The organism is Nocardia sp. NPDC051570 (assembly GCF_044454005.1).
Classification (GTDB): Bacteria; Actinomycetota; Actinomycetes; order Mycobacteriales; family Mycobacteriaceae; genus Nocardia.
Genome location: NZ_JBITDI010000009.1, coordinates 310421 through 330049 on the forward strand (window position 1 = coordinate 310421; position 19629 = coordinate 330049).

At 68.4% G+C, this 19629-nt stretch carries 16 protein-coding genes and 1 pseudogene; 7 read left to right on the top strand and 10 right to left on the bottom strand.

Annotated features, from left to right (window positions below):
- Positions 1-9 precede the first annotated feature (9 nt).
- Together ACIA76_RS24290 and ACIA76_RS24295 are read left to right on the top strand one after the other, a co-directional pair.
- Positions 10-840, top strand: a pseudogene (locus tag ACIA76_RS24290) (DUF3027 domain-containing protein); the annotation flags it as partial.
- A 701-nt stretch (positions 841-1541) separates the two neighbouring features.
- Entirely contained in the window at positions 1542-4301 is a 2760-nt protein-coding gene (locus ACIA76_RS24295) for a sacsin N-terminal ATP-binding-like domain-containing protein (RefSeq protein ID WP_397154339.1), read from the top strand.
- On the opposite strand, the gene ACIA76_RS24300 is transcribed toward ACIA76_RS24295, so the two are convergent.
- Positions 4282-4896: a TetR/AcrR family transcriptional regulator gene (locus ACIA76_RS24300; protein ID WP_397154342.1), complete on the bottom strand. Its 615-nt coding sequence runs from the start codon at positions 4894-4896 to the stop codon at positions 4282-4284. The two genes, ACIA76_RS24295 and ACIA76_RS24300, sit on opposite strands and share 20 nt — an antisense overlap.
- A gap of 105 nt (positions 4897-5001) precedes the next feature.
- Entirely contained in the window at positions 5002-5238 is a 237-nt protein-coding gene (locus tag ACIA76_RS24305) for a DUF2530 domain-containing protein (protein WP_397154344.1), read from the bottom strand.
- A gap of 64 nt (positions 5239-5302) precedes the next feature.
- Here ACIA76_RS24305 and ACIA76_RS24310 point away from each other — a divergent pair, with 64 nt between their 5' ends.
- On the top strand, positions 5303-5740 hold the full coding sequence (locus tag ACIA76_RS24310) for a MarR family winged helix-turn-helix transcriptional regulator (RefSeq protein ID WP_397154346.1): 438 nt from the start codon (positions 5303-5305) through the stop codon (positions 5738-5740).
- 4 nt (positions 5741-5744) lie between these two features.
- Here the strand turns inward: ACIA76_RS24310 and ACIA76_RS24315 are convergent, their stop codons facing one another.
- The 7 genes from ACIA76_RS24315 to pdxH all read right to left on the bottom strand — a co-directional run bounded on the left by ACIA76_RS24315 (position 5745) and on the right by pdxH (position 14131).
- Entirely contained in the window at positions 5745-6134 is a 390-nt protein-coding gene (locus ACIA76_RS24315) for a YccF domain-containing protein (protein WP_397154533.1), read from the bottom strand.
- A 60-nt stretch (positions 6135-6194) separates the two neighbouring features.
- Positions 6195-7391: a GNAT family N-acetyltransferase gene (locus tag ACIA76_RS24320; RefSeq protein ID WP_397154348.1), complete on the bottom strand. Its 1197-nt coding sequence runs from the start codon at positions 7389-7391 to the stop codon at positions 6195-6197.
- Between the two features lie 36 nt (positions 7392-7427).
- The gene (locus ACIA76_RS24325; RefSeq protein WP_397154349.1) at positions 7428-8636 is read right to left on the bottom strand and encodes an AI-2E family transporter; all 1209 of its coding nucleotides are present in this window, start codon (positions 8634-8636) and stop codon (positions 7428-7430) included.
- Between the two features lie 54 nt (positions 8637-8690).
- A complete protein-coding gene (locus ACIA76_RS24330) occupies positions 8691-10385 on the bottom strand; it encodes a hypothetical protein (RefSeq protein WP_397154351.1) in 1695 nt (564 codons plus the stop codon).
- A gap of 133 nt (positions 10386-10518) precedes the next feature.
- A complete protein-coding gene (locus tag ACIA76_RS24335; protein ID WP_397154353.1) occupies positions 10519-11832 on the bottom strand; it encodes a citrate synthase in 1314 nt (437 codons plus the stop codon).
- Positions 11833-12015: 183 nt separating this feature from the next.
- Positions 12016-13299 (bottom strand): MFS transporter, encoded by a 1284-nt coding sequence (locus ACIA76_RS24340; RefSeq protein WP_397154356.1) that lies wholly within the window; start codon positions 13297-13299, stop codon positions 12016-12018.
- A 154-nt stretch (positions 13300-13453) separates the two neighbouring features.
- Positions 13454-14131 carry a pyridoxamine 5'-phosphate oxidase gene (pdxH, locus tag ACIA76_RS24345; RefSeq protein WP_397154535.1) on the bottom strand — a complete coding sequence of 226 codons (678 nt, stop codon included), beginning with the start codon at positions 14129-14131 and terminating at the stop codon, positions 13454-13456.
- Between the two features lie 176 nt (positions 14132-14307).
- Here pdxH and ACIA76_RS24350 point away from each other — a divergent pair, with 176 nt between their 5' ends.
- Entirely contained in the window at positions 14308-15453 is a 1146-nt protein-coding gene (locus ACIA76_RS24350; protein ID WP_397154358.1) for a citrate synthase 2, read from the top strand.
- Between the two features lie 72 nt (positions 15454-15525).
- On the top strand, positions 15526-16401 hold the full coding sequence (locus tag ACIA76_RS24355) for a polysaccharide deacetylase family protein (RefSeq protein ID WP_397154361.1): 876 nt from the start codon (positions 15526-15528) through the stop codon (positions 16399-16401).
- On the opposite strand, the gene ACIA76_RS24360 is transcribed toward ACIA76_RS24355, so the two are convergent.
- Positions 16398-17063 (bottom strand): hypothetical protein, encoded by a 666-nt coding sequence (locus ACIA76_RS24360; RefSeq protein ID WP_397154363.1) that lies wholly within the window; start codon positions 17061-17063, stop codon positions 16398-16400. The two genes, ACIA76_RS24355 and ACIA76_RS24360, sit on opposite strands and share 4 nt — an antisense overlap.
- 137 nt (positions 17064-17200) lie before the next feature.
- Here ACIA76_RS24360 and serC point away from each other — a divergent pair, with 137 nt between their 5' ends.
- On the top strand, positions 17201-18328 hold the full coding sequence (gene serC, locus ACIA76_RS24365; protein ID WP_397154365.1) for a phosphoserine transaminase: 1128 nt from the start codon (positions 17201-17203) through the stop codon (positions 18326-18328).
- Between the two features lie 162 nt (positions 18329-18490).
- Positions 18491-19543: a septation protein SepH gene (sepH, locus tag ACIA76_RS24370; protein WP_397154367.1), complete on the top strand. Its 1053-nt coding sequence runs from the start codon at positions 18491-18493 to the stop codon at positions 19541-19543.
- The last annotated feature ends 86 nt before the right edge of the window (positions 19544-19629 follow it).

Below are 19629 nucleotides of genomic sequence, written 5' to 3' on the forward strand. Positions count from 1 at the left end.
ATGTAGGGCGTGAGCGCAGTTTCTGTTTCGGAGTCCGGCGTGCGACCGATCCTGGCGGAGGCGGTCGACCTTGCCCGCCGTGCGCTTCTCGAGCTGCAGCCGACCGGTGTGGGCCAGCATCTAGGGGTCACCGCCGAGGACGAGTACGCGGCCAGCCATCACTTCCAGGCCACCCTGCCGGGCTATCACGGCTGGCAGTGGGCGGTCGTGGTGGCGGCGCCGCTGGAGGCCGAGTACGCGACGGTCAGCGAGTCGGCACTGCTGCCCGGGCCCGATGCCTTGGTCGCGCCGGATTTCGTGCCGTGGGATCAGCGGGTCCGGCCCGGTGATCTGGCACCGGGCGATCTGCTGGCGCCGCTGGCCGACGATCCGCGGCTGGTGCCCGGCTATCTGGTCACCGGCGATCCGGTGATCGACGAGGTCGCCGAGGAGATCGGCCTGGGCCGCCCGCAGGTGCTCAGCCGCGAGGGCCGCGAGGAGGCCGCGCAGCGCTGGTACGTCGACTACGGCCCCGATACCGATATGGCCCGCTCCGCGCCCGCCACCTGCGGCGTCTGCGGTTTCTTCGTGCCGCTGGCCGGCGCCCTGCGCGCCGCGTTCGGCGTCTGCGCCAACACCATGGGCGCCGACGGCCACGTGGTCCATAGCGAATACGGTTGCGGCGCCCATTCCGATACGGTCGTCCCCACCGGTGGCGGCTCGCCGCTGTACGAGGCCTACGACGACGCGGCCATCGAACTGATCCCCGTCGCCGACCTACGCCGCCCGGAGCCGAAAGACACTGCCGCCGAGGCGGACACGCCGGATCCCGCCGCGCTCGAGGCGGAAACCGGGTTCGAGAGCCCCGACACGCCCGTGGCGAAAGACGAGTTTCCCGTGACCGAACCGGCGGCTGCCGTCGAGGAGTGGACGGTGTCACCGGAATCCGAACCGATGCCGGAGCCCGTGTCGGCCGAATCCGATACCACGGTTGCCGACGCCATCGAATCCGGTGTCGCGGTGGTCGATGGTGCCGGGTCCGGTGTTGCGGGAGTTGATGCTGTCGGGTCCGGTGCTGTGGTGGCTGATGGTGCCGGGTCCGGTGTTGCGGGAGTTGATGCTGTCGGGTCCGGTGCTGTGGTGGCTGATGGTGCCGGGTCCGGTTCTGCGGGAATTGATGCTGTCGGGTCCGGTGTTGCGGTGGTCGATGCTGCCGAATCCGGTGCTGCGGTAACCGATGCCGCCGAATCCGCTGCCGCGGTAGCCGATGTCGCTGGATCCGGCGTCGCCCAGGCAGATGTCACCTCGCCGACGCAGGATTCGAACCAGTCGATCGAGGCCGCGGAAACGCCTGTAGCCGAGATGGTTTCGGCCGTCGAGGAGCGGTCGCCCGCGGAGGTCGTCGATGGCGGGGAATCCGATACCGCCGCAGTGGAATCCGACGGATTGGCGCCCGTGGGCGATGAGCCCGCGCACTACCACGATGCCTGGGCGGTGTCGGCGGTTCGGGTGCAGCCTGGTGAGGCCGGGGCATCGGAAAGTCACTGACGGGCGACGCGGGGATGGATCCGTTCGAGACGGCGGCGCTGCGTGCGGGGGTGATCGCCGCCTGGCGGGATTCGCCCACTCGGCTGCGGGAGGATGCGGCCACGGAGGCCGATCTGGTGCGGGCGGGGTACCGGGATCGGCTGCTCACCGAATTGGCGCAGAACGCCGCCGATGCGGCAGCCAAGGCCGGGGTGTCCGGGCGGCTCGTGGTGTGGCTGACGGGACGTAGCTTGCATGTGGCCAATACCGGTGTACCGCTGGACATCTCGGGAGTTCATGCGCTGACCGCGCTGCGCGCCTCCGCGAAATCGGATGCGGCCTCGGCCGTCGGGCGATTCGGTGTGGGATTCACGGCCGTCGTGGCAGTCTCCGACGAAATCGAATTCCGTTCCCGCACGGGATCATTACGATTCTCCCGGGACCTGACATGGAATGCGCTGCGGGACAATTCCATCCGAATTCCCGAGGGTGGGAACGATTTCGCGCCGCCGGTCCTGCGCCTGGCCTGGCCCGTCCCCGATGCGCCCCGCGAGGGGCTCGACAGCGAAATCGTGCTTCGGCTGCGCGAGGATATCGATCCCGAGGCGCTGCTGGCCGCCATGCGCGCCGAGGCCGCCGATCTGCTCCTGGAACTGCCTGCCCTGCGGACCATTCGGATCGGCGACGACGAAATCACCGCCACGCTCACCGAACTCGGTGACGGCCTGCGGGAGCTGCGCCTGTGCGGACCCGGCCAGGAGGAACGGATCTGGTGGCAGTTCGCGACCGACCGGGCCCGCTGGCTGCTGCCGATCCGCGACGGCCGCCCGATCCCGGCCCCACCGGATGTGCTGCGCGCCCCGACCCGTTCCGATGAGGAACTGTCGCTTCCAGCCCTGCTCATCGCGGATATCGCGATGCAGCCGGACCGTCGCCGCCTGCTCCCGGGCGCGCGGGTCGCCGAATTGGCCGAGGGTTACGCCGATTTCGCGCGCGCCCTGCCGCCCCGTGACCGGCTGGTGCTGGTGCCCGTCGCGGGTTTCGCCCGCAGTGAGGTCGACGGCCTGCTGCGCGAGGCGCTGATCACCGAATTGCGCACCTCCCCATGGCTACCCGTGCTCGATCCGACCGGCGAAATCGCCGACGCCACGGCCGCCCCCCGGCGCAGCAGCGTATTCCCCGGCGCCACCAGGGAACTGGCCGATCTACTCGCCGATGTGCTGGGGCCCCTGGTGATTCCGGATCTGTCCGGCCGCGCCGCCGCCGATACCCTGGCCGTCCTCGATGTCCATCGCATCGGCCTGGCCCGGATCGCGGAGCTGTCCTCGGGCCTGGAACGCCCGCCGAACTGGTGGTACGCGTTCTACGACGCCCTGGACCCCTTCGTCACCGATCCGCTGGCCGTGGAAGAACTGGGCGCACTGGCGGTTCCGCTGGCCGACGATCGGCTCGTCACCGGCCCCCGCACGGTAGTGCTGGACGACCATCTCGACACCACGCTCCCGGTGCGCTGGGCCCGCCTGGCCCATCCCGAGGCCGCGCACGAACTGCTGGGCCGCCTCGGCGCGCGAGCGGTCACCGCCGAGGATCTGCTCAACGATCCTGCGTTACAAGGGGAATTGGAACTCGATCCGGCCGATCCCGACACCGTCGCGGCCGTCCTGGGACTGGCCGCCCAGCTCCCCGAGGGCACACTCCTGCCGCCCGGGCTCGGCATCCTCGAATTACCCGACGACAGTGGCGAATTGCGGCCGGCGGACGAGCTGCTGCTGCCCGGTGCGCCGCTGGCCCCGTTGCTGGTGGCCGATTCCCCGTTCGGCACGGTCGATCCCGCCGTCGTGGACCGCCACGGCGCCCCGGCCCTGCGGGCCGTCGGGGTGGGTTGGGGCTTCACCGTGGTCACCGAGAGCGATCCGACCGGCCCCGACCATCACCTCGACGACGAGGACCCGTGGTGGGCGAGCCTGGTGGAGGATCCGCCGGAACTGGCCGCGGTGCGCGATCTGGATCTGGTCGAGGATTCGGCGTGGCCGAAGGCGTTGCGGCTGTTGATATCCGACCCCGGCACCCGGCCGCTGCTGACCGATCGCGACGGCTATACGACGTGGTGGCTGCGTCGGCACGCGCACGTCGACGGTGTCCCGCTCGGCCTGTTCCGCGCGCCCGGCGATGCGGTCTTCGCCGGACTCCTTCCGGAATTGGGCGGTTTCGCACCGGCCGATACGCAGGCCCTGCGTGCGGTGCTGGCCGATCCGGAGTCGATCGGTCAGGAGCTGGCCGCCGCGCTGCTCGAGGCCCTCGCCGATCCGGCGAAAGATCCCTCGCCGGAGGCGATTTCGCAGACCCACGCCCGCCTGGCCGCCGCCGCGGACCTGCTCGACCTGGACGCGCTCATACCGCCCGAGCGGGTGCGCGCGCTGTCCGGTGTGGTCGTCGACGCCGCGGACGCGCTGGTCCTGGACCGGCCGTGGTACGGCCTGGCGATGCCGCCGGACCGGCTGGTGGTCGGCGATCTGGAGCATGCCCGCGCACTGGCCGATCTGCTGGACCTGCCGCTGGTATCGGACGTGGTGACCGCCGAGATCCTCGATCCCGGCGAGCCGACGAGTTGGGCCGCCGAACCGTTCGGCGTGCTGCTACGCCTGCAGTTCGGCCGGCACGAGGGTGAATTGGTGCTGCACGAGCGCCTGCGGGTCCGGCTCACGGGCGCCTACGAGACGGTGGCCGAGGTGCCGTGGTGGCGCGAGGGCACCACGACACATGTTCGGCGACAGGTCATTTCGCGTAGGTCGTGAGCATCTCCGCGAGCAGATCCAGCTGTGCGCGCACGGCGGCGCTGTCGTTGTCGACCAGCCAGCGCAGCACGACGCCGTCGATGACGTTGAGCGTGAAGCGGCTCAGTGTGCGCACGGGAACCAGCCACTGGGTGCCGGTCGCGTCGCGGGCGTGTTCGAGTACATCACCGACGGTTGAGTCGTTGAACGTGTATTGCTCTCGGGCGATTGCGAGTTTTGCCGGGGTTTGTTCACTTTCACGCAACGCGTAGGTGGTGGTTTCGTAGGTGAGCAGCTGTCGTTCGGGCGTGGCTTCGATGTTGAGCCAGAGTAGTTCCAGGCTTGCGCGCACCAAATTCTGAAGCGATTCCTTTCCGCTTCCAACGTCCTGCCAAACCGTTTCGTTGGTCTCCACGGAATCGCGCAATTCCATGGACAACGCCTTGACCAGCTCGGTCATCAGCGCATCCTTGTTTTCGAAACAGTAATGCACCACACCGAGCGAAACACCGGCCGCCTGAGCTACATCGCGCGTGGTTACCCCCGCCACGCCCTTTTTTTCCGCAAGACCGATGGCCGCCTCGATAAGGTGGGCCCGTCTTTCTTCGACGCTCAATCGGGAGGACACCCAAGGCAGTTAAGCGGCAAGTGCGCGAACAGTCAATTCGCGGCCCGTAAAAGTCAGCATGGTCGGTCGACCAAAGGGGGTGTGGAACGGCTCTCAGAGCCCTTTTTGCGCACCCTTGTCACCGCGCCGGGCCGAGCGCCGCTGCAGCGCGAAGATGAGGTAGGCGAGCAGACCGACGACCATGCCCATCAGACAGATCGGCCGGGCATCGGCCCAGCGATCGACCGACCACACCAGCACGGTCGCGATCGCCCACGCCGCGACGCCGACCACCAGCACCGGGCGCGGATCGGTCAGGCGCGGCGGGATTTCGGGTACGTTGCGGGTCACGATGTCAACCTTAGCCACGGGAACGTCCGTCTCGTGCGTGGCGTGTCCCGTATCGTTTGCCTCTGTGGCAACACCTTCCGACATACGCGCGCTCGCTGCCGAGCTCTCGCTCGCGGTCGTGCGTCTGACGCGACATCTGCGAGGGCGCCGTGCCGACGCCCAGATTTCGCTGACCCAGCTGTCGGCTCTGGCGACGCTCAACCGGGAGGGCGCCATGACGCCGGGCACGCTGGCCGCCAAGGAGCGCGTGCAGCCGCCGTCGATGACCCGCGTTATCGCCTCGCTGTCGGAACTGCAACTGGTAGACCGCAATCCGCATCCCACCGACGGCCGTCAGATCATCGTGTCGCTGTCGGCCGCCGGCCGCGCGCTGGTGCAGGACGAGAACAACGCGCGCGAGGCGTGGATGAACGAACAGCTGGCGCGGCTGCGTCCCGATCAGCTCCAGGTGCTCCGGGACGCGGTCTCGATCATGAAACAGATTGTGGACCAATCGGAATAGCACCTCAGCGCGCGAAAGCCCGGTCGCTGGGCACGATTTCGCGACCCAGCGGCATGAGCGAGATCGGGATGAGCTTGAGGTTGGCCCAGCCGAACGGGATGCCCACGATCGAGATGAACAGCGGAATGCTGGTGAACAGATGCCCGAGCGCCAGCCACCAGCCCGCCACCAGAAACCAGATGACATTGCCGAGCAGCGACGGCACCCCGGCGCCCGGCCTGACCACCGCCTCGCGCCCGAACGGCCACAGCACATAGCCCGCGATACGGAACGACGCGATGCCGAACGGGATGGTGACGATCAGCACGCAGCAGATGACACCGGCGAGTAGATAGCCCAGCGCCATCCAGAAGCCGGCGAACACCAGCCAGAGCACATTCAGGACCAACCGGATGAGCGCCACGTCACCAGCATGCCAGCGGGACGCGGCGCCGTCGACGAGCCGCGGATCACATCAGAAGAACCAGCCGAGCACGGGCCCGCGTTCGCCGGTGAACGCGATGTCCAGCCGGCGCAACTGCTCGGAATCCTTGGCCCGCAATCGGTTCGCCGCCGCGAACGCGCGGGCCCGATGCGCGCCCAGATACAGGCTGCCCAGGACATCGATGCCCACCTCGACATCGGCGGGCCGTCCGGTCGGTTCGCATTCGGCCACGCCGTCGCGCACGCGCAGCGCGAAGGTGCCCCCGGCCGCGCGGAACGGATCGGTGACCGCCAGCACGACATCCAGATCGTGCTGATAGCCGCGGGCGGACAGGGCGGCGGGCACATCCATCACCCGCACCCACAGCCCGTCGTCGCGTCCGACCGTGTTCACCAGGCGGATATCGGTGATCAGATGGGGGAGCGGATCGTCGTCGCTGATCGTGGTCTCCACGAGGGTCACCAGATCGAGGCCCAGGAGCGTGCGCCACAGGGCGGCATGCGCCTCGTCGGTGACCGCACGCAATTCGATCACCTGCGCGTTCATCGTGGACTCGGTGGATACGAGCCGGTAGATCGCGTACCCGTCCGGATGGACGAGTGCGAACAGGGCGCCGCCGCGATAGTCGGAGAGTTTGGTCTGCCAGGCCGCCGCGGGCCGGGCCTGCGCGCCGGGCGTGCGCCGCCGCCAGCGGTCGTAGACGGCCGGAAGCAGCGGTAGCGCGGTCTCGACCGAGGTGAGTTCGACACCGCCCGGATCCGGTGTGCCGGGCCGGAATTCGGCGAAGCGGCGATCGATGCGCACCCGGTTGTCCACGATCGCGGGACCGTATCCGAAGCGCCCGTAGATCGTGCCCTGGCTGACGGTGAAGATCGTCAACGGCAGCCCGGCCTCCTCGATGCGCCGATGCTGTTCGGTGTACATCGCGCGCAGGATGCCGCGTCGGCGATGGGTCGGCGCGACCACGACGCCCGCGATGCCGCAGACCGAGACCGTGCGCTCACCCGGGACGGTCAGGGTCATCACCCGATCCTTGGTGTGGCCGACGATGCGCTCCCCGTCGACGGCCACGATGGCCCGCTCGGTCGGGAAGACCTGCCTGCGGTGCTCGGCCGCGTCGGGATCCACGGTCGCCGAGCCGCCGAACGCGTTGGCCAGTAACAGGTGCAGCGCGGGCTCGTCGGCGGCGGTGGCGGGGCGCAGGCCGATGCCGGAGGGAAGCGACATTCTTCGACCTTCGCACGAGGCCGACCGGGAAGCACGTCAATTTTGCCCGGGTTGCTGCGGCTCCTCCGGCCGGATTCGGCGAGTGCGCCGGGATCGCCTGTGCAGCATGGCCTTCCGCTCGCGCCGGGATGCGGTGCGCTCGATCCGCGGGTCGTCGACGACCTCGTAGCGCGGCACGTATTCGGTCAGGAGCGCCTGGACGGTCGCGGTCGCCGGAATCGCCAGCAGCGCGCCGACCGCGCCGAGCAGCGCCGCCCCGGCCAGCACCGCCAGCAGTGCGACGGCCGCGTTCACATCGACCGTGCGCGCGGTGATGCGCGGTTGCAGCAGATAGTCCTGGAACCACTGATACAGCACCACGAAGATCAGCAACCACACCGCGTCGAAGGGGTGCACGGTCAGCGCCACCAGAATCGGCAGCACGGCCGCGATATAGGTGCCGATGGTCGGGACGAACGAGGCGACCACGCCGAACCACACGCCCAGCGCGATCGGATTGGGCAGATCGAGGATCGCCAGGAAGATCGCGTGCGTGACCGCGGAGATCACCGCGAGCAGCGCGCGGGAGTACAGATAGCCGCCGGTCTTATCGATGGCCAGATCCCAGGCGTGCAGGACGGCGTCCTGCCGGGCCCGCGGCAGCATCGAACAGATCGTGCGCCGCAGCTTGGGACCGTCGGCGGTGAGGTAGATGCTGAACAGCGCGATGGTCAGGAATTCGGCCAGCCCGCCCAGGATCGTGCTCGACAGTCCCCAGATGTTGTTGGCGGCCGTCTGGGCATAGTTGTTGATGATGTTGGAGTCGTGCAGCAGCCGATCGCGCAGCTGATCGATCGTGAAATGCTGGTGGAAGGTGCGATTGGCCCATTCGACCAGCTGATTGAGCAGGCCGGGCAATTCGTTGAGCAGATTGCCCACCGTCTCGACCAACAGCGTCACCAGCGCGGCGAGGAATCCGGCCACCGCGGCGAACAGCAACACGAACACCGCGGCGGTGGCCAGCCCTCGCGGAATCTTGCGCGCGGTCATCAGATCGACCGCCGGTTCCATCGCCAGCGAGATGAAGAAGGCGACCAGCATCAGCGTGATCAATCCGAGCAGTTTGTGAAATGCCCAGTCGCCCAGCTGATAGGCCGCCAAACCCGCGAACGCCAGCAGCAACAGCCGCGGCAACCAACGCGGCATCCGTTCGAATGTGTCGACCTTCGATGCCCCCGAATCGGGAGCGGGTGCGTCCTCGACCATCCCGTCAGTCTCCTGGACCGACCGGCGATCCACCGCCAAGACCCGCGATCGATCTCAGCGCGCTGAGGCCTCCTCGTACTCGTCGGTGCAGCACAGCTCGCCGTCCGCGCCGCCGAGTTCGGCTCGGGCACAGGCCCGCAGGAACCGGGTGGCGGGAATGCTCAACGACGGATCGGCATAGCGGATCGCGCTGGTCAGCCGGATACTGCGGTACAGCAGGCCGGGATCGCGGTCGGCGGCCTCCCATTCGGCGGCGTCGTCCTCGATGCGTTGCCGCCAGATCAGCAGCGAACGGTTGGCCGTGATCCAGTTCCGCAGCGGCTCCCAGTCGAGGAGGGCGTCGTGGATCCCGATGGCGTGCCGGGTGGTCAGCGTCAGCAGGCGGGCCCGCGCGAGCCGCTCGATCAGCCGCGGACCCGATCGCGCGGCGATGCGGCCGAGATCGGCGACCGGGACCCGGCGCCGCACGAGCGTTCCGTCGCGATGGACCGCGACCAATGCCAGCAGTATTTGCTGGGCGTCGAGTCGTTCGCTGTCGGTGAGTCCGTCCCAGCAGTGCTCGGCCAGCTGCCCGACCACCCCGGCGATGCCGCCGACCCGGCGATAGGTGGGGATATCGATCCGATCGCCGCCGCGGCGGGCCCACATCGCGCGCATCGCCGTCGAGAGGATGGGCAGCGCACCCGCGTCGGCGCCCCGGGCGGGGGTGGCCCGGCCGCCGTCGAGCGCGGCGATCAGCAGTTCGACCACGCCCGGATCCACGGTCACCCCGCAGGTGCGCGGCGGGCCGACCACGGCCGAGACGAGCTCTTGGCGCCGCATCGGAGTCAGGGTGAAGCTGTTGTGCTGCAAGGCATTCGCCAGCCAGGTGAATTCCGAGCAGCGGATCAGGTGATCCGAGCGCACCGACACCAGCACCGATCCGATGCCCGCCAATCGCTTCAGCAGGAGTAGGAAGGTCTCGCGGTCGGTGGGTTCGATCTCGGGGTGGTACAGCCGCTCGAACTGATCGACGATCAGCAGCAGTCGCCGCTCGCCGGTCCACCGCCCGATCACCCCCGCGTCCAGGTCGTCGACCGCGAAATCGTCACTGTCGCAGAAGATTCGCATCAAGGTGCCGACCGGATCCCGCCCCGGAACCATGCCCGCGATCGCCCAGCGCCCGGATTCGGCGCGCAGGGCCGGAACCACTCCGGCATGCAGCAGCGCCGATTTGCCGACGCCGGATGCGCCGGTGAGCACGACGAGATCCGCCGCGCGGTCCGAATCCGCCGATGCGCGAATCATTTCCATCAGACCGGTCAGCGCCCGCCGCCGGCCGAAGAAGACGGATTCGTGCGCCTCGGAGAAGCCGGACGCGTCCGGATAGGGGGCGGCGGCGCCGTCCGCCGTCGCGACCGGGGCGGCGCGCGCGGCCGACCACAGCATCCGCCATGCGCGCAGATTGATTGTCTCGGAAGCGGTTCCGGCCCGTCGCCGCGCGCGCGAACCCAGCACCTGCAGGACCGGGACCAGTGATTCGAATCGTGCCGGGACATTGCGCCCGCTCATCCAATCGCTGACCCGCTGGGCGGTCGCCACGGCCGGGCGGTTGTCCATCTCGCCGCGCCGCTGCGCCAACATCGCCACATTGCGCAGGGAGGGAGTGCCCGCGGCCCGATGCAGGGTCGCCAGTCGCCGCGCGAATTCGGTGCGCGCCGAGCCGCCCTGCTGCGCACACTGACCGTCACCGGTGGATCCCAGGTTCATATCGTCCCCCGAACCGTTCGAATATCTCTTTGTTCGGGTTAGACGGCGGCGGTGGGGTTTTCGTTCCCTCCATGCCCGAGAACGGGAAAGACCCGCTTCCGGAATCCCGGAAGCGGGTCTTGCGCAGCGTATTTCAGCGGCCGGTGATATCCGCGTAGTCGCGCTCACCGTAGCCGGTGTAGATCTGGCGCGGGCGGCCGATCTTCAGGGGCTCGCGGTGCAGTTCGCGCCAGTGGGCGATCCAGCCGGGGAGGCGGCCCATCGCGAACAGCACGGTGAACATGCGGGTCGGGAAGCCCATGGCCCGGTAGATGACGCCGGTGTAGAAGTCGACGTTCGGGTAGAGGCGACGCTCGACGAAGTAGTCGTCGGACAGCGCGACCTCTTCGAGCTGCTTGGCGATGTCCAGCAGCGGGTCCTGCACGCCGAGCTTGCCGAGGATCTGATCGGCGGTCTGCTTGACGATCGTGGCGCGCGGGTCGTAGTTGCGGTAGACGCGGTGACCGAAGCCCATCAGCTTCACCCCGTCTTCCTTGTTCTTGACCTTGCGGATGAATTCCTTCACATCACTGCCGCTGGCCTTGATGCCGTCGAGCATCTCCAGCACGGCCTGGTTCGCGCCGCCGTGCAGCGGGCCCCACAGCGCGTTGATGCCGCCGGATACCGAGGTGAACAGGTTGGCGTCGGAGGAGCCGACCAGGCGCACGGTCGAGGTGGAGCAGTTCTGCTCGTGGTCGGCGTGCAGGATCAGCAGCATGTCCAGGGCCGCGGCGACCTCGGGGTCGACCTCGTAGGGCTCGGCCGGGAAGCCGAAGGTCATCCGCAGGAAGTTCTCGACCAGCGACAGCGAGTTGTCGGGGTAGAGGAACGGCTGGCCGACCGACTTCTTGTAGGAGTAGGCCGCGATCGTCGGCAGCTTGGCCAGCAGCCGGATGGTCGACAGCTCGACCTGCTCGGGATCGCGCGGATCCAGCGAATCCTGGTAGTAGGCCGACAGCGCGTTGATCGCCGAGGACAGCACCGGCATCGGGTGTGCGTTGCGCGGGAACCCGTCGAAGAAGCGCTTGAGGTCCTCGTGCAGCAGGGTGTGGCGGCGGATCCGGTCGGTGAAGTCCTCGAGCTGGGTGGTGGTCGGCAGCTCGCCGTAGATGAGCAGGTAGCTGACCTCGAGGAAGCTGGACTTCGCGGCCAGCTGCTCGATCGGGTAGCCGCGGTAACGCAGGATGCCGGCCTCGCCGTCGATATAGGTGATCGCGGACTTGGTCGGGGCGGTGTTCGTGAAACCGGGGTCGTAGGTCACGTACCCGGTGCTGGCCAGCAGCTTACCCAGTTCGATCCCGTCGTTACCCTCGGAAGCCTTTGCGACGGTCATGGGGTACTCGCCGCCGGGGTAGGACAGTACCGGCTTGGCGTCGTCGTCGACGTTGATGATGTTCTCAGCGGGCACGGTGAGGATCCCTCTCAGGCTAGAACCATAGGCATCGAGCGCGGTCGGCGTCCGATGCGCCTGGCTTCAACGCTAGACGCTGGCTGGTGGGGGTGATCCGTGAGGGTGGCTCTCACCTACCTCACAGTCACCTGCTCGCGAGGTGAGCGCGGGCGGGTCTGCGTGGTATTAGCGCGGAAGTGTTCAGCCCACCGGAATTTCGGCATGTGCGCGGGGTACGCGGTATCGCACGAAAGCCGGGAAGATCAGGGCCGCGACCACCATTCCGGCCACCACCAGCGCCCCGCCACCGGCCGATGTCACTGCTGTACCCAGGGCCGCGGCGGCGAAACCGTGGGCAACATCACCGATGCGCGGACCGCCCGCGACGACCACGATGAACACCCCCTGCAGCCGCCCGCGCATCTCGTCGGTGGCGACCTGCTGCAGCATGGTGGTGCGCAGGGCGGCGGAGAACATATCGACTGCGCCGCCGAAGGCCAAGCACGCCACCGCGATCCACAGGCCGAGGTGCCGGCTCAGCCCGCTGCCGGTCAGGCCGACCGCGAGCCCGAAGCCGACCATGCCCAGGCCCCACAGCGCGATGCAGATCACGATCGCCCGGCCCTGCCTGCGGACGTGGCCGAGCCAGCCCGAGCAGATACCGCCCGTGACCGCGCCCGCCGACAGCGCCGCGAACAGCAGGCCCAGCGCGCTGCCGCCGCCGGTCGGATCGCCGAAGGTGTCGTGGGCGATCTGCGGGAACAGCGCCCGCGGCATGCCGAACACCATCGCGACGATGTCGACCGCGAACGAGGCGAGCAGGATGCGCTGGGTGGCCAGATAGGTGAATCCCTCGACGACCGTGCGCAATCCGGCCCTGCGCACCGCGCCCGTCGGCGGCACGGGCGGTAGCCGCCAGACCGCCCACAGCGTCGCCAGCAGGGCCACCGAGTCCAGCAGATACAGCGTCGACAGGCCTGCCACCGGGATCAGCGTCCCCGCCAGCACCGGCCCGGCGATCGCGCCGAACTGCATGACCGTCGAATTCAGCGAATTGGCCGCCGGGAGCAGCTCACCCGGCAGCAGCCGAGGGAAGATCGCGCTGCGGGTCGGCTGATTCACCGCGAAGAAGGCCTGTTGCACGGCGAACAGCCCGAACACCAGCCAGACGTTGTCCATGCCCGCCGCCGCCTGCGCCCAGAACGCCAGCGCGGTCAGCCCAGTCCCGGAACTGGTGATCAGCAACAGCTTTCGCCGATCCATCACATCGGCCAGCGCCCCGCCCCACAGCCCGAACACCACCAGCGGCACCAGCCCGAACAACCCCGCCAGCCCCACATACCCCGAACTGTGGGTGATCTCGAAGATCTGCTGCGGCACGGCGACCACCGACAACTGCGCCCCGACCACGGTGACGATATTGGTGGTCCAGAGCCGGCGAAACTCGGGATTGCGTAGCGGCGCGACGTCCGCGAGCAGCTTCACCGGCGACTATGTATCGGGACAGGGTCGGACATAGTGACCAAGTTTGAGCGGGCCGTCCTATGGATACAACCCTTGACGCTCCGCGCCAAGGGACATAAAGGAAGGCCGTCCCCGGCTTCGCCCTACCTCTGTCCCCGGCAGAAGGCCGGGGCGATCAAGGCTGGAGCCGTTCGAGTTTCATGGCCGCCGGATCGGTACTGCCCGCCTCCAGGCTCACACGGATGCGGTTGTGCAGGCGGCTGCGGCGGCCCTGCCAGAACTCGATGATCTCGGGGCGAAGCAGGAAGCCACCCCAATCGGCGGGGACGGGGATCTGCTCGATATCGGCGAAGCGGGCCGTGGTGTCGGCCAGGGCCCGATCGAGGTCGGTGCGGGAGGCAATGGGCTGAGACTGCTGGGAGGCCCAGGCGCCCAACTGCGAATTACGCGGGCGCGAACGCCAATACACGGCCGTCACTTCGGGGGAAACCTGATGGACCGGGCCGCGTAGATTCACCTGCCGCCCGAGCGCCGGCCAGGCGAAGGTGATCGAGGCATACGGAACGGCCGCCAATTGCCGCCCCTTGGCAGATCCGTAATTCGTGTAAAAGGTCACACCCTCCGCGGAGAGGCCTTTGCACAACACGGTTCGAGACGCCGGGCGCGGTCCGGCATCGGTCGGCTCGACCGTGGCCAGCACCATCGCATTGGGTTCGGCGATTCCGGCGCGGGTGGCCTGTTCGATCCAGGTGCGCAGCACCGGTTCCCACCCGTCGACCAGCCAGGATTCATCGAGATCCGGATCGCCGCCGTATTCGGCGCGCATGGCGGCGATATCCATCTGGGCCCGCATCGCCGGATCGAACTCCGCGGATTCGATCTCCGTTTCCACACCGGGAGAGCCAGGTGAATTCTGCTCGTCACGCATGGACCAGACGTTACTCCGCAGTAAGCGACCGACTAAGGTTCTAGTTGATCGGCGTGGCCGCCCACGGATCGTGCGGCCCGATTTGCAAGGAGAGTCACAACATGACTGCCAGCGCTGCGGCACCCACTGGTCCTGCCGTACCCCCCGATTTCGTCAGCGGCCTGGAAGGTGTGGTGGCTTTCACTACCGACATCGCCGAGCCGGACAAGGACGGTGGTGCGCTGCGCTACCGGGGTGTCGACATCGAGGATCTGGTGGCCAACCGGGTGACCTTCGGCGATGTCTGGGCGCTGCTGGTCGACGGCGAATTCGGCCGCGGCCTGCCGCCCGCCGAACCGTTCCCGCTGCCGGTGCACACCGGCGACGTCCGCGTCGATGTGCAGGCGGGCCTGGCCATGCTCGCCCCGATCTGGGGCTATCAGCCGCTGCTGGACATCGACGACGACACCGCGCGCGAGAATCTGGCCCGCGCCTCGGTGATGGCGCTGTCCTATGTCGCGCAGTCCGCGCGCGGCATCTATCAGCCGGCCGTGCCGCAGAAGAAGATCGACGAGTGCGACACCATCACCAAGCGGTTCATGACCCGCTGGAAGGGTGATCCGGATCCGCGCCACATCGAGGCCATCGACGCCTACTGGGTCTCCGCGGCCGAGCACGGCATGAACGCCTCCACCTTCACCGCCCGAGTCATCGCCTCCACCGGCGCCGACGTCGCGGCCTGCCTGTCCGGCGCGATCGGCGCCATGTCCGGTCCGCTGCACGGCGGTGCGCCCGCGCGTGTGCTGCCCATGATCGAACAGGTCGAGAAGACCGGCAACGCACGGGCTCTGGTGAAGGGCATCCTCGATCGCAAGGAAAAGCTGATGGGCTTCGGCCACCGGGTGTACCGGGCCGAGGATCCGCGCGCCCGCGTGCTGCGTGCCACGGCCGAGCGCCTGGGCGCCCCGCGCTACGAGGTCGCCGCCGCACTCGAGAACGCCGCGCTGGCCGAGCTGCGCGAGCGCCGTCCCGATCGCGCCATCGAGACCAATGTCGAATTCTGGGCCGCGGTGATCCTGGACTTCGCCGAGGTTCCGGCGCATATGATGCCCGCCATGTTCACCTGCGGCCGCACCGCCGGTTGGTGCGCGCACATCCTGGAGCAGAAGCAGCTGGGCAAGCTGGTCCGCCCGGCCGCCATCTACACCGGCCCGGAGCCGCGCACGGCCGACAGCGTGACCGGCTGGGAGAACGTGGCTCACAAGTAAACTGTTGACCCGCTGCGGGTTTCGCCGTGAAACTCGCGGCGAAACCGATCTCGTGGCGTAACATCCCCTCGCGTGGTGGACAACACACTGTCGCGACGTGGATTGCTGGCTGCGGGAGCGGCCCTGGTCGCCGGTTTGGCGAGCTCGGGATGCGCCGCGGCGCAGGGCGATTCGGCACCGCACCCGCCCACCGCCCCGAGTGCGGGACCCACCCCGGCCGGTATCGTCCCGGCGCGGGCGCCGCTCGCGCATACGGCGATTCCCGAGGCGGTGGCCGCCCAGTACGCGGCACAGCAGCCCACTCGGTGGGGCATGGATCTGCCGGGGATCATCACGGACATCCCGGCGCAGGGCAAGCAGATGGCGTTGACCTTCGACGCCTGCGGCGGCCCGGACAACGACGAGATCAACGACGTGCTGGTGAACTTCCTCATCCAGCAACGGATTCCGGCGACGCTGTTTCTCAACAAGCGCTGGATCGACGCGGATCCGGCGCGGGCGGCGCGGCTGGCGGCCAACCCGCAGTTCGAACTGGCCAATCACGGCACCCGGCACTGCCCGCTGTCGGTGAGCGGGCACGCCGCCTATGGCATCCCGGGCACGACCTCGTCGCAGCAGGTGGTCGACGAGGTGTGGGGTAATCACGAGACGCTGACCACCCTGCTCGGCCATCCGCCGCGCTTCTTCCGCACCGGCACGGCGCATTACGACGAGGTGGCGGTCTCGATCGTGCGCGATCTGGGCGAGCAGCCGGTGGGTTTCAGCATCAACGCCGACGGCGGAGCCACCTTCTCGGCCGGGCAGGTGCAGCAGGCCATGGCGAAGGTCGAGCCGGGTTCGATCTCCATCGCGCATATGCATCGACCGAAATCCGGTACCGCGCCGGGGATGTTGATCGCGCTGCCCAGGCTGCGCGACCAGGGATACGAATTCGTCAAACTGCCTTAGGGATTGGTTTCCTCGAGCGAGGCCGTCCAGTCGACCGCGACCGATTCCCCGCGGTCGACGGTGAAGAACGCCACCTCCAGATGTCTGCCCAGATCGACCAATTGGATCGCGGTCAGCGGGACGGGTTGGATCACCCGGACCCGCCACGGCCGCGGCTCGTCCCAGGCGCGCAGCTCGAGATCCAGGCGCAGCACCGGATCGTCGCGCCCCGAATAGTCGGCCGCGATGGGGGTGGCGGCCAGGACCGTGGCCGCCGCGCGGCGGCCGTCGGCGAGGATCTTCGAAATGCTCACGCGGGTGGCCTCTTCCGGGCTCGGCACGTAGAGCACCACGCGGTCGCGATCGCCGGGATCGACGCGGCAGCCGACCACATCGCCGGGCTGCATGGATTCCAGATCGGCGGCCACGACCAGCTGGCGCACCCGGGTCTCGTACGGCAATCCGCTGTCGGTCTGGATGCGCACCCAGAACCGGTGCCCGAGTTCGGTCAGGCGCGGCCGCACCCCCAGGATGGTCGCGGTTCCGGCCAGGCCGCGCAGCAGTAGTTCGCGGCGGGCGGTGGGGGAGAGCGCACCGTGGCGCAGCGCGAAACCATGCGATTCGAGCTGGGTCGACAACCGGCCCAGCAGGCCCGGCCCATCCTGTGCTGCAGCCATGCTCATGATGCAACCGTATCCGGAGTGTGGGCTGCGCCACTGCAAAACGGTCATGCAAATGAAAACTCATTTGCATGAGACATCCGGGAACGAGAGGTGCCCCACCTCGTGAAGATCGGTGGTCGGGATCTAGTCTTGTGGCCATGACCGCTGCGTTCCCGACCATTCCCGCTGATCTGTTGCCCGCCGACGGACGGTTCGGCTGCGGGCCGTCCAAGGTCCGGCCCGAGCAGTTGCGCTCCCTCGTGGAGGTGGGCGCGTCCGTCTTCGGCACCAGTCACCGCCAGAAGCCCGTCAAGGACGTGGTCGCGCGGGTGCGCTCCGGATTGCGCGAATTGTTCGCGCTGCCGGACGGTTACGAGGTCGTGCTCGGCAACGGCGGCACCACCGCGTTCTGGGACGCGGCGGCATTCGGCCTGATCCGGGAGCGTTCGCTGCATCTGACCTACGGCGAATTCAGCTCGAAGTTCGCCTCGGTGGCCAAGAAGAATCCGTTCATCGGCGATCCCATCGTCGTATCCACCGATCCCGGCACCGCGCCCGAGCCGGTCGCCGATCCCGCCGCCGATGTGATCGCCTGGGCGCATAACGAGACCTCCACCGGCGTCGCGGTGGGCGTGCAGCGCCCGGCCGGTTCCGAGAATGCGCTGATCGCCATCGATGCCACCTCCGGCGCGGGCGGTCTGCCGGTCAACATCTCCGATGCCGATGTGTACTACTTCGCGCCGCAGAAGTCCTTCGCCGCCGACGGCGGCCTGTGGCTCGCGCTGATGAGCCCGAAGGCGCTGGAACGTGTTGCCGAGATCGCGGATTCGGGTCGCTACACCCCCGAATTCCTGTCGCTGCCGATCGCCGTCGACAACAGCACCAAGGATCAGACCTACAACACCCCGGCGCTGGCCACCCTGCTGCTGCTCGCCGATCAGATCGAATGGATGAACGGCAACGGCGGACTGGACTGGGCCGTCAAGCGCACGCTGGATTCGTCCTCGCGGCTGTACTCGTGGGCCGAGTCGAGCGAATTCGCCACGCCGTTCGTCGCCGATCCGGCGCATCGCTCGCAGGTCGTCGGCACCATCGACTTCACCGATTCGGTCGATGCCGCACAGGTGGCGAAGGTGCTGCGCGCCAACGGCATCGTGGACACCGAGCCCTACCGCAAGCTCGGGCGCAACCAGCTGCGCATCGGCATGTTCCCGGCCATCGATCCCGAGGATGTCTCGCAGCTGACCCGCTGCGTCGACTGGGTCGTCGGGGAAATCACCAAGTAGCCCTTAGGGTTCGGAACACAGCAGACTAACGCGCGCGAGAGTCCTCCGTTGGATTCTCGCGCGCGTGTCTTGCCCCACGAATCCCAGAAGTGCACTACTGTTCCATAACGTGGGCGGTGTCGCGAGCCTGGCTGTGATCGACGCAGCGATAAGGAGGTAACGGTGCGTGAACTTCGAGTGATCGGATTGACGCCCGATTCCGCACATATCGTGTGTGCCGATGCCGAGACCGGCCAGAAGTACCGGCTGCCCGCCGACGAGAAACTGCGTGCCGCAGCCCGCGGCGACCTTGCCCGATTCGGCCAGATAGAGATCGAAATGGAAGCAACGATGCGTCCTCGCGATATCCAGGCTCGTATCCGTGCTGGCGCCTCCGTGGAGCAGGTCACCGAGGAATCCGGCATGCCCGCCAGCAGGGTCGAGCGGTTCGCCTATCCGGTGCTGCTGGAGCGGGCGCGCGCGGCCGAGCTGGCGCAGAAGGCGCATCCGGTGCGCAAGGACGGCCCGGCCGTGGAGACCCTCATCGCCGTCGTCTCCGCCGCCTTCGCCGAGCGCGGACACAACATCGATATCGCCGAATGGGACGCCTGGAAGGACGAGAAGAACTACTGGGTGGCCCAATTGCAGTGGCAGGCGGGTCGTTCGGTGATCGCCGCGCATTGGCGCTATCAGCCCGACGCGCACGGCGGTTCGGTGGTGCCGCTCGACGATCCGGCCACCGATCTCATCGATCCCGATTTCGGGCGCGCGCTGCGCGGACTGGCCACCATTCTCCCCGAACCGGTCGCCGAGCCCGCCCCGGTCGACCCGGCCCCTGCCGCACCGGCTCCGCGTGAGGAGCCCGCCGCCCCCGCGCGCGGCGCCGCGCAGGAGAACGTCGTCAACGACTACTACGAGCAGCGCGCGGCCGTCGGCGGCACCGCGGTTCCGGTCGCGGCCAAGACCGCACCGCCGGTCCCCGCTCCCGCCCCCAAGACCACCACCCCGGCCCCGCCCGCGAACCCGCCTGCGCCCCCGGCCAATTCGACCCCGCCCCCGGCTCCCGCCCCGGCGACCGAACCAGCCCCGGCGACTCAGGCCACGAGCGAACCGGCGACCGATCCGGAGCCCTCGGCCAAGCCCGCGGCGCAGAAGGCCAACCGCGCCAAGCGCGGTAAGGCCCCGATGCCGTCCTGGGAGGACGTGCTTCTGGGCGTCCGAAGCTCCGGTCACTAGTCCGCGGACACGCCCGCCCGGTATGCGAAGCGCCACGTTTCGGCGCCTTTGGGGAGTAGGTTTTATATATGCCGTCCGTGCGATTC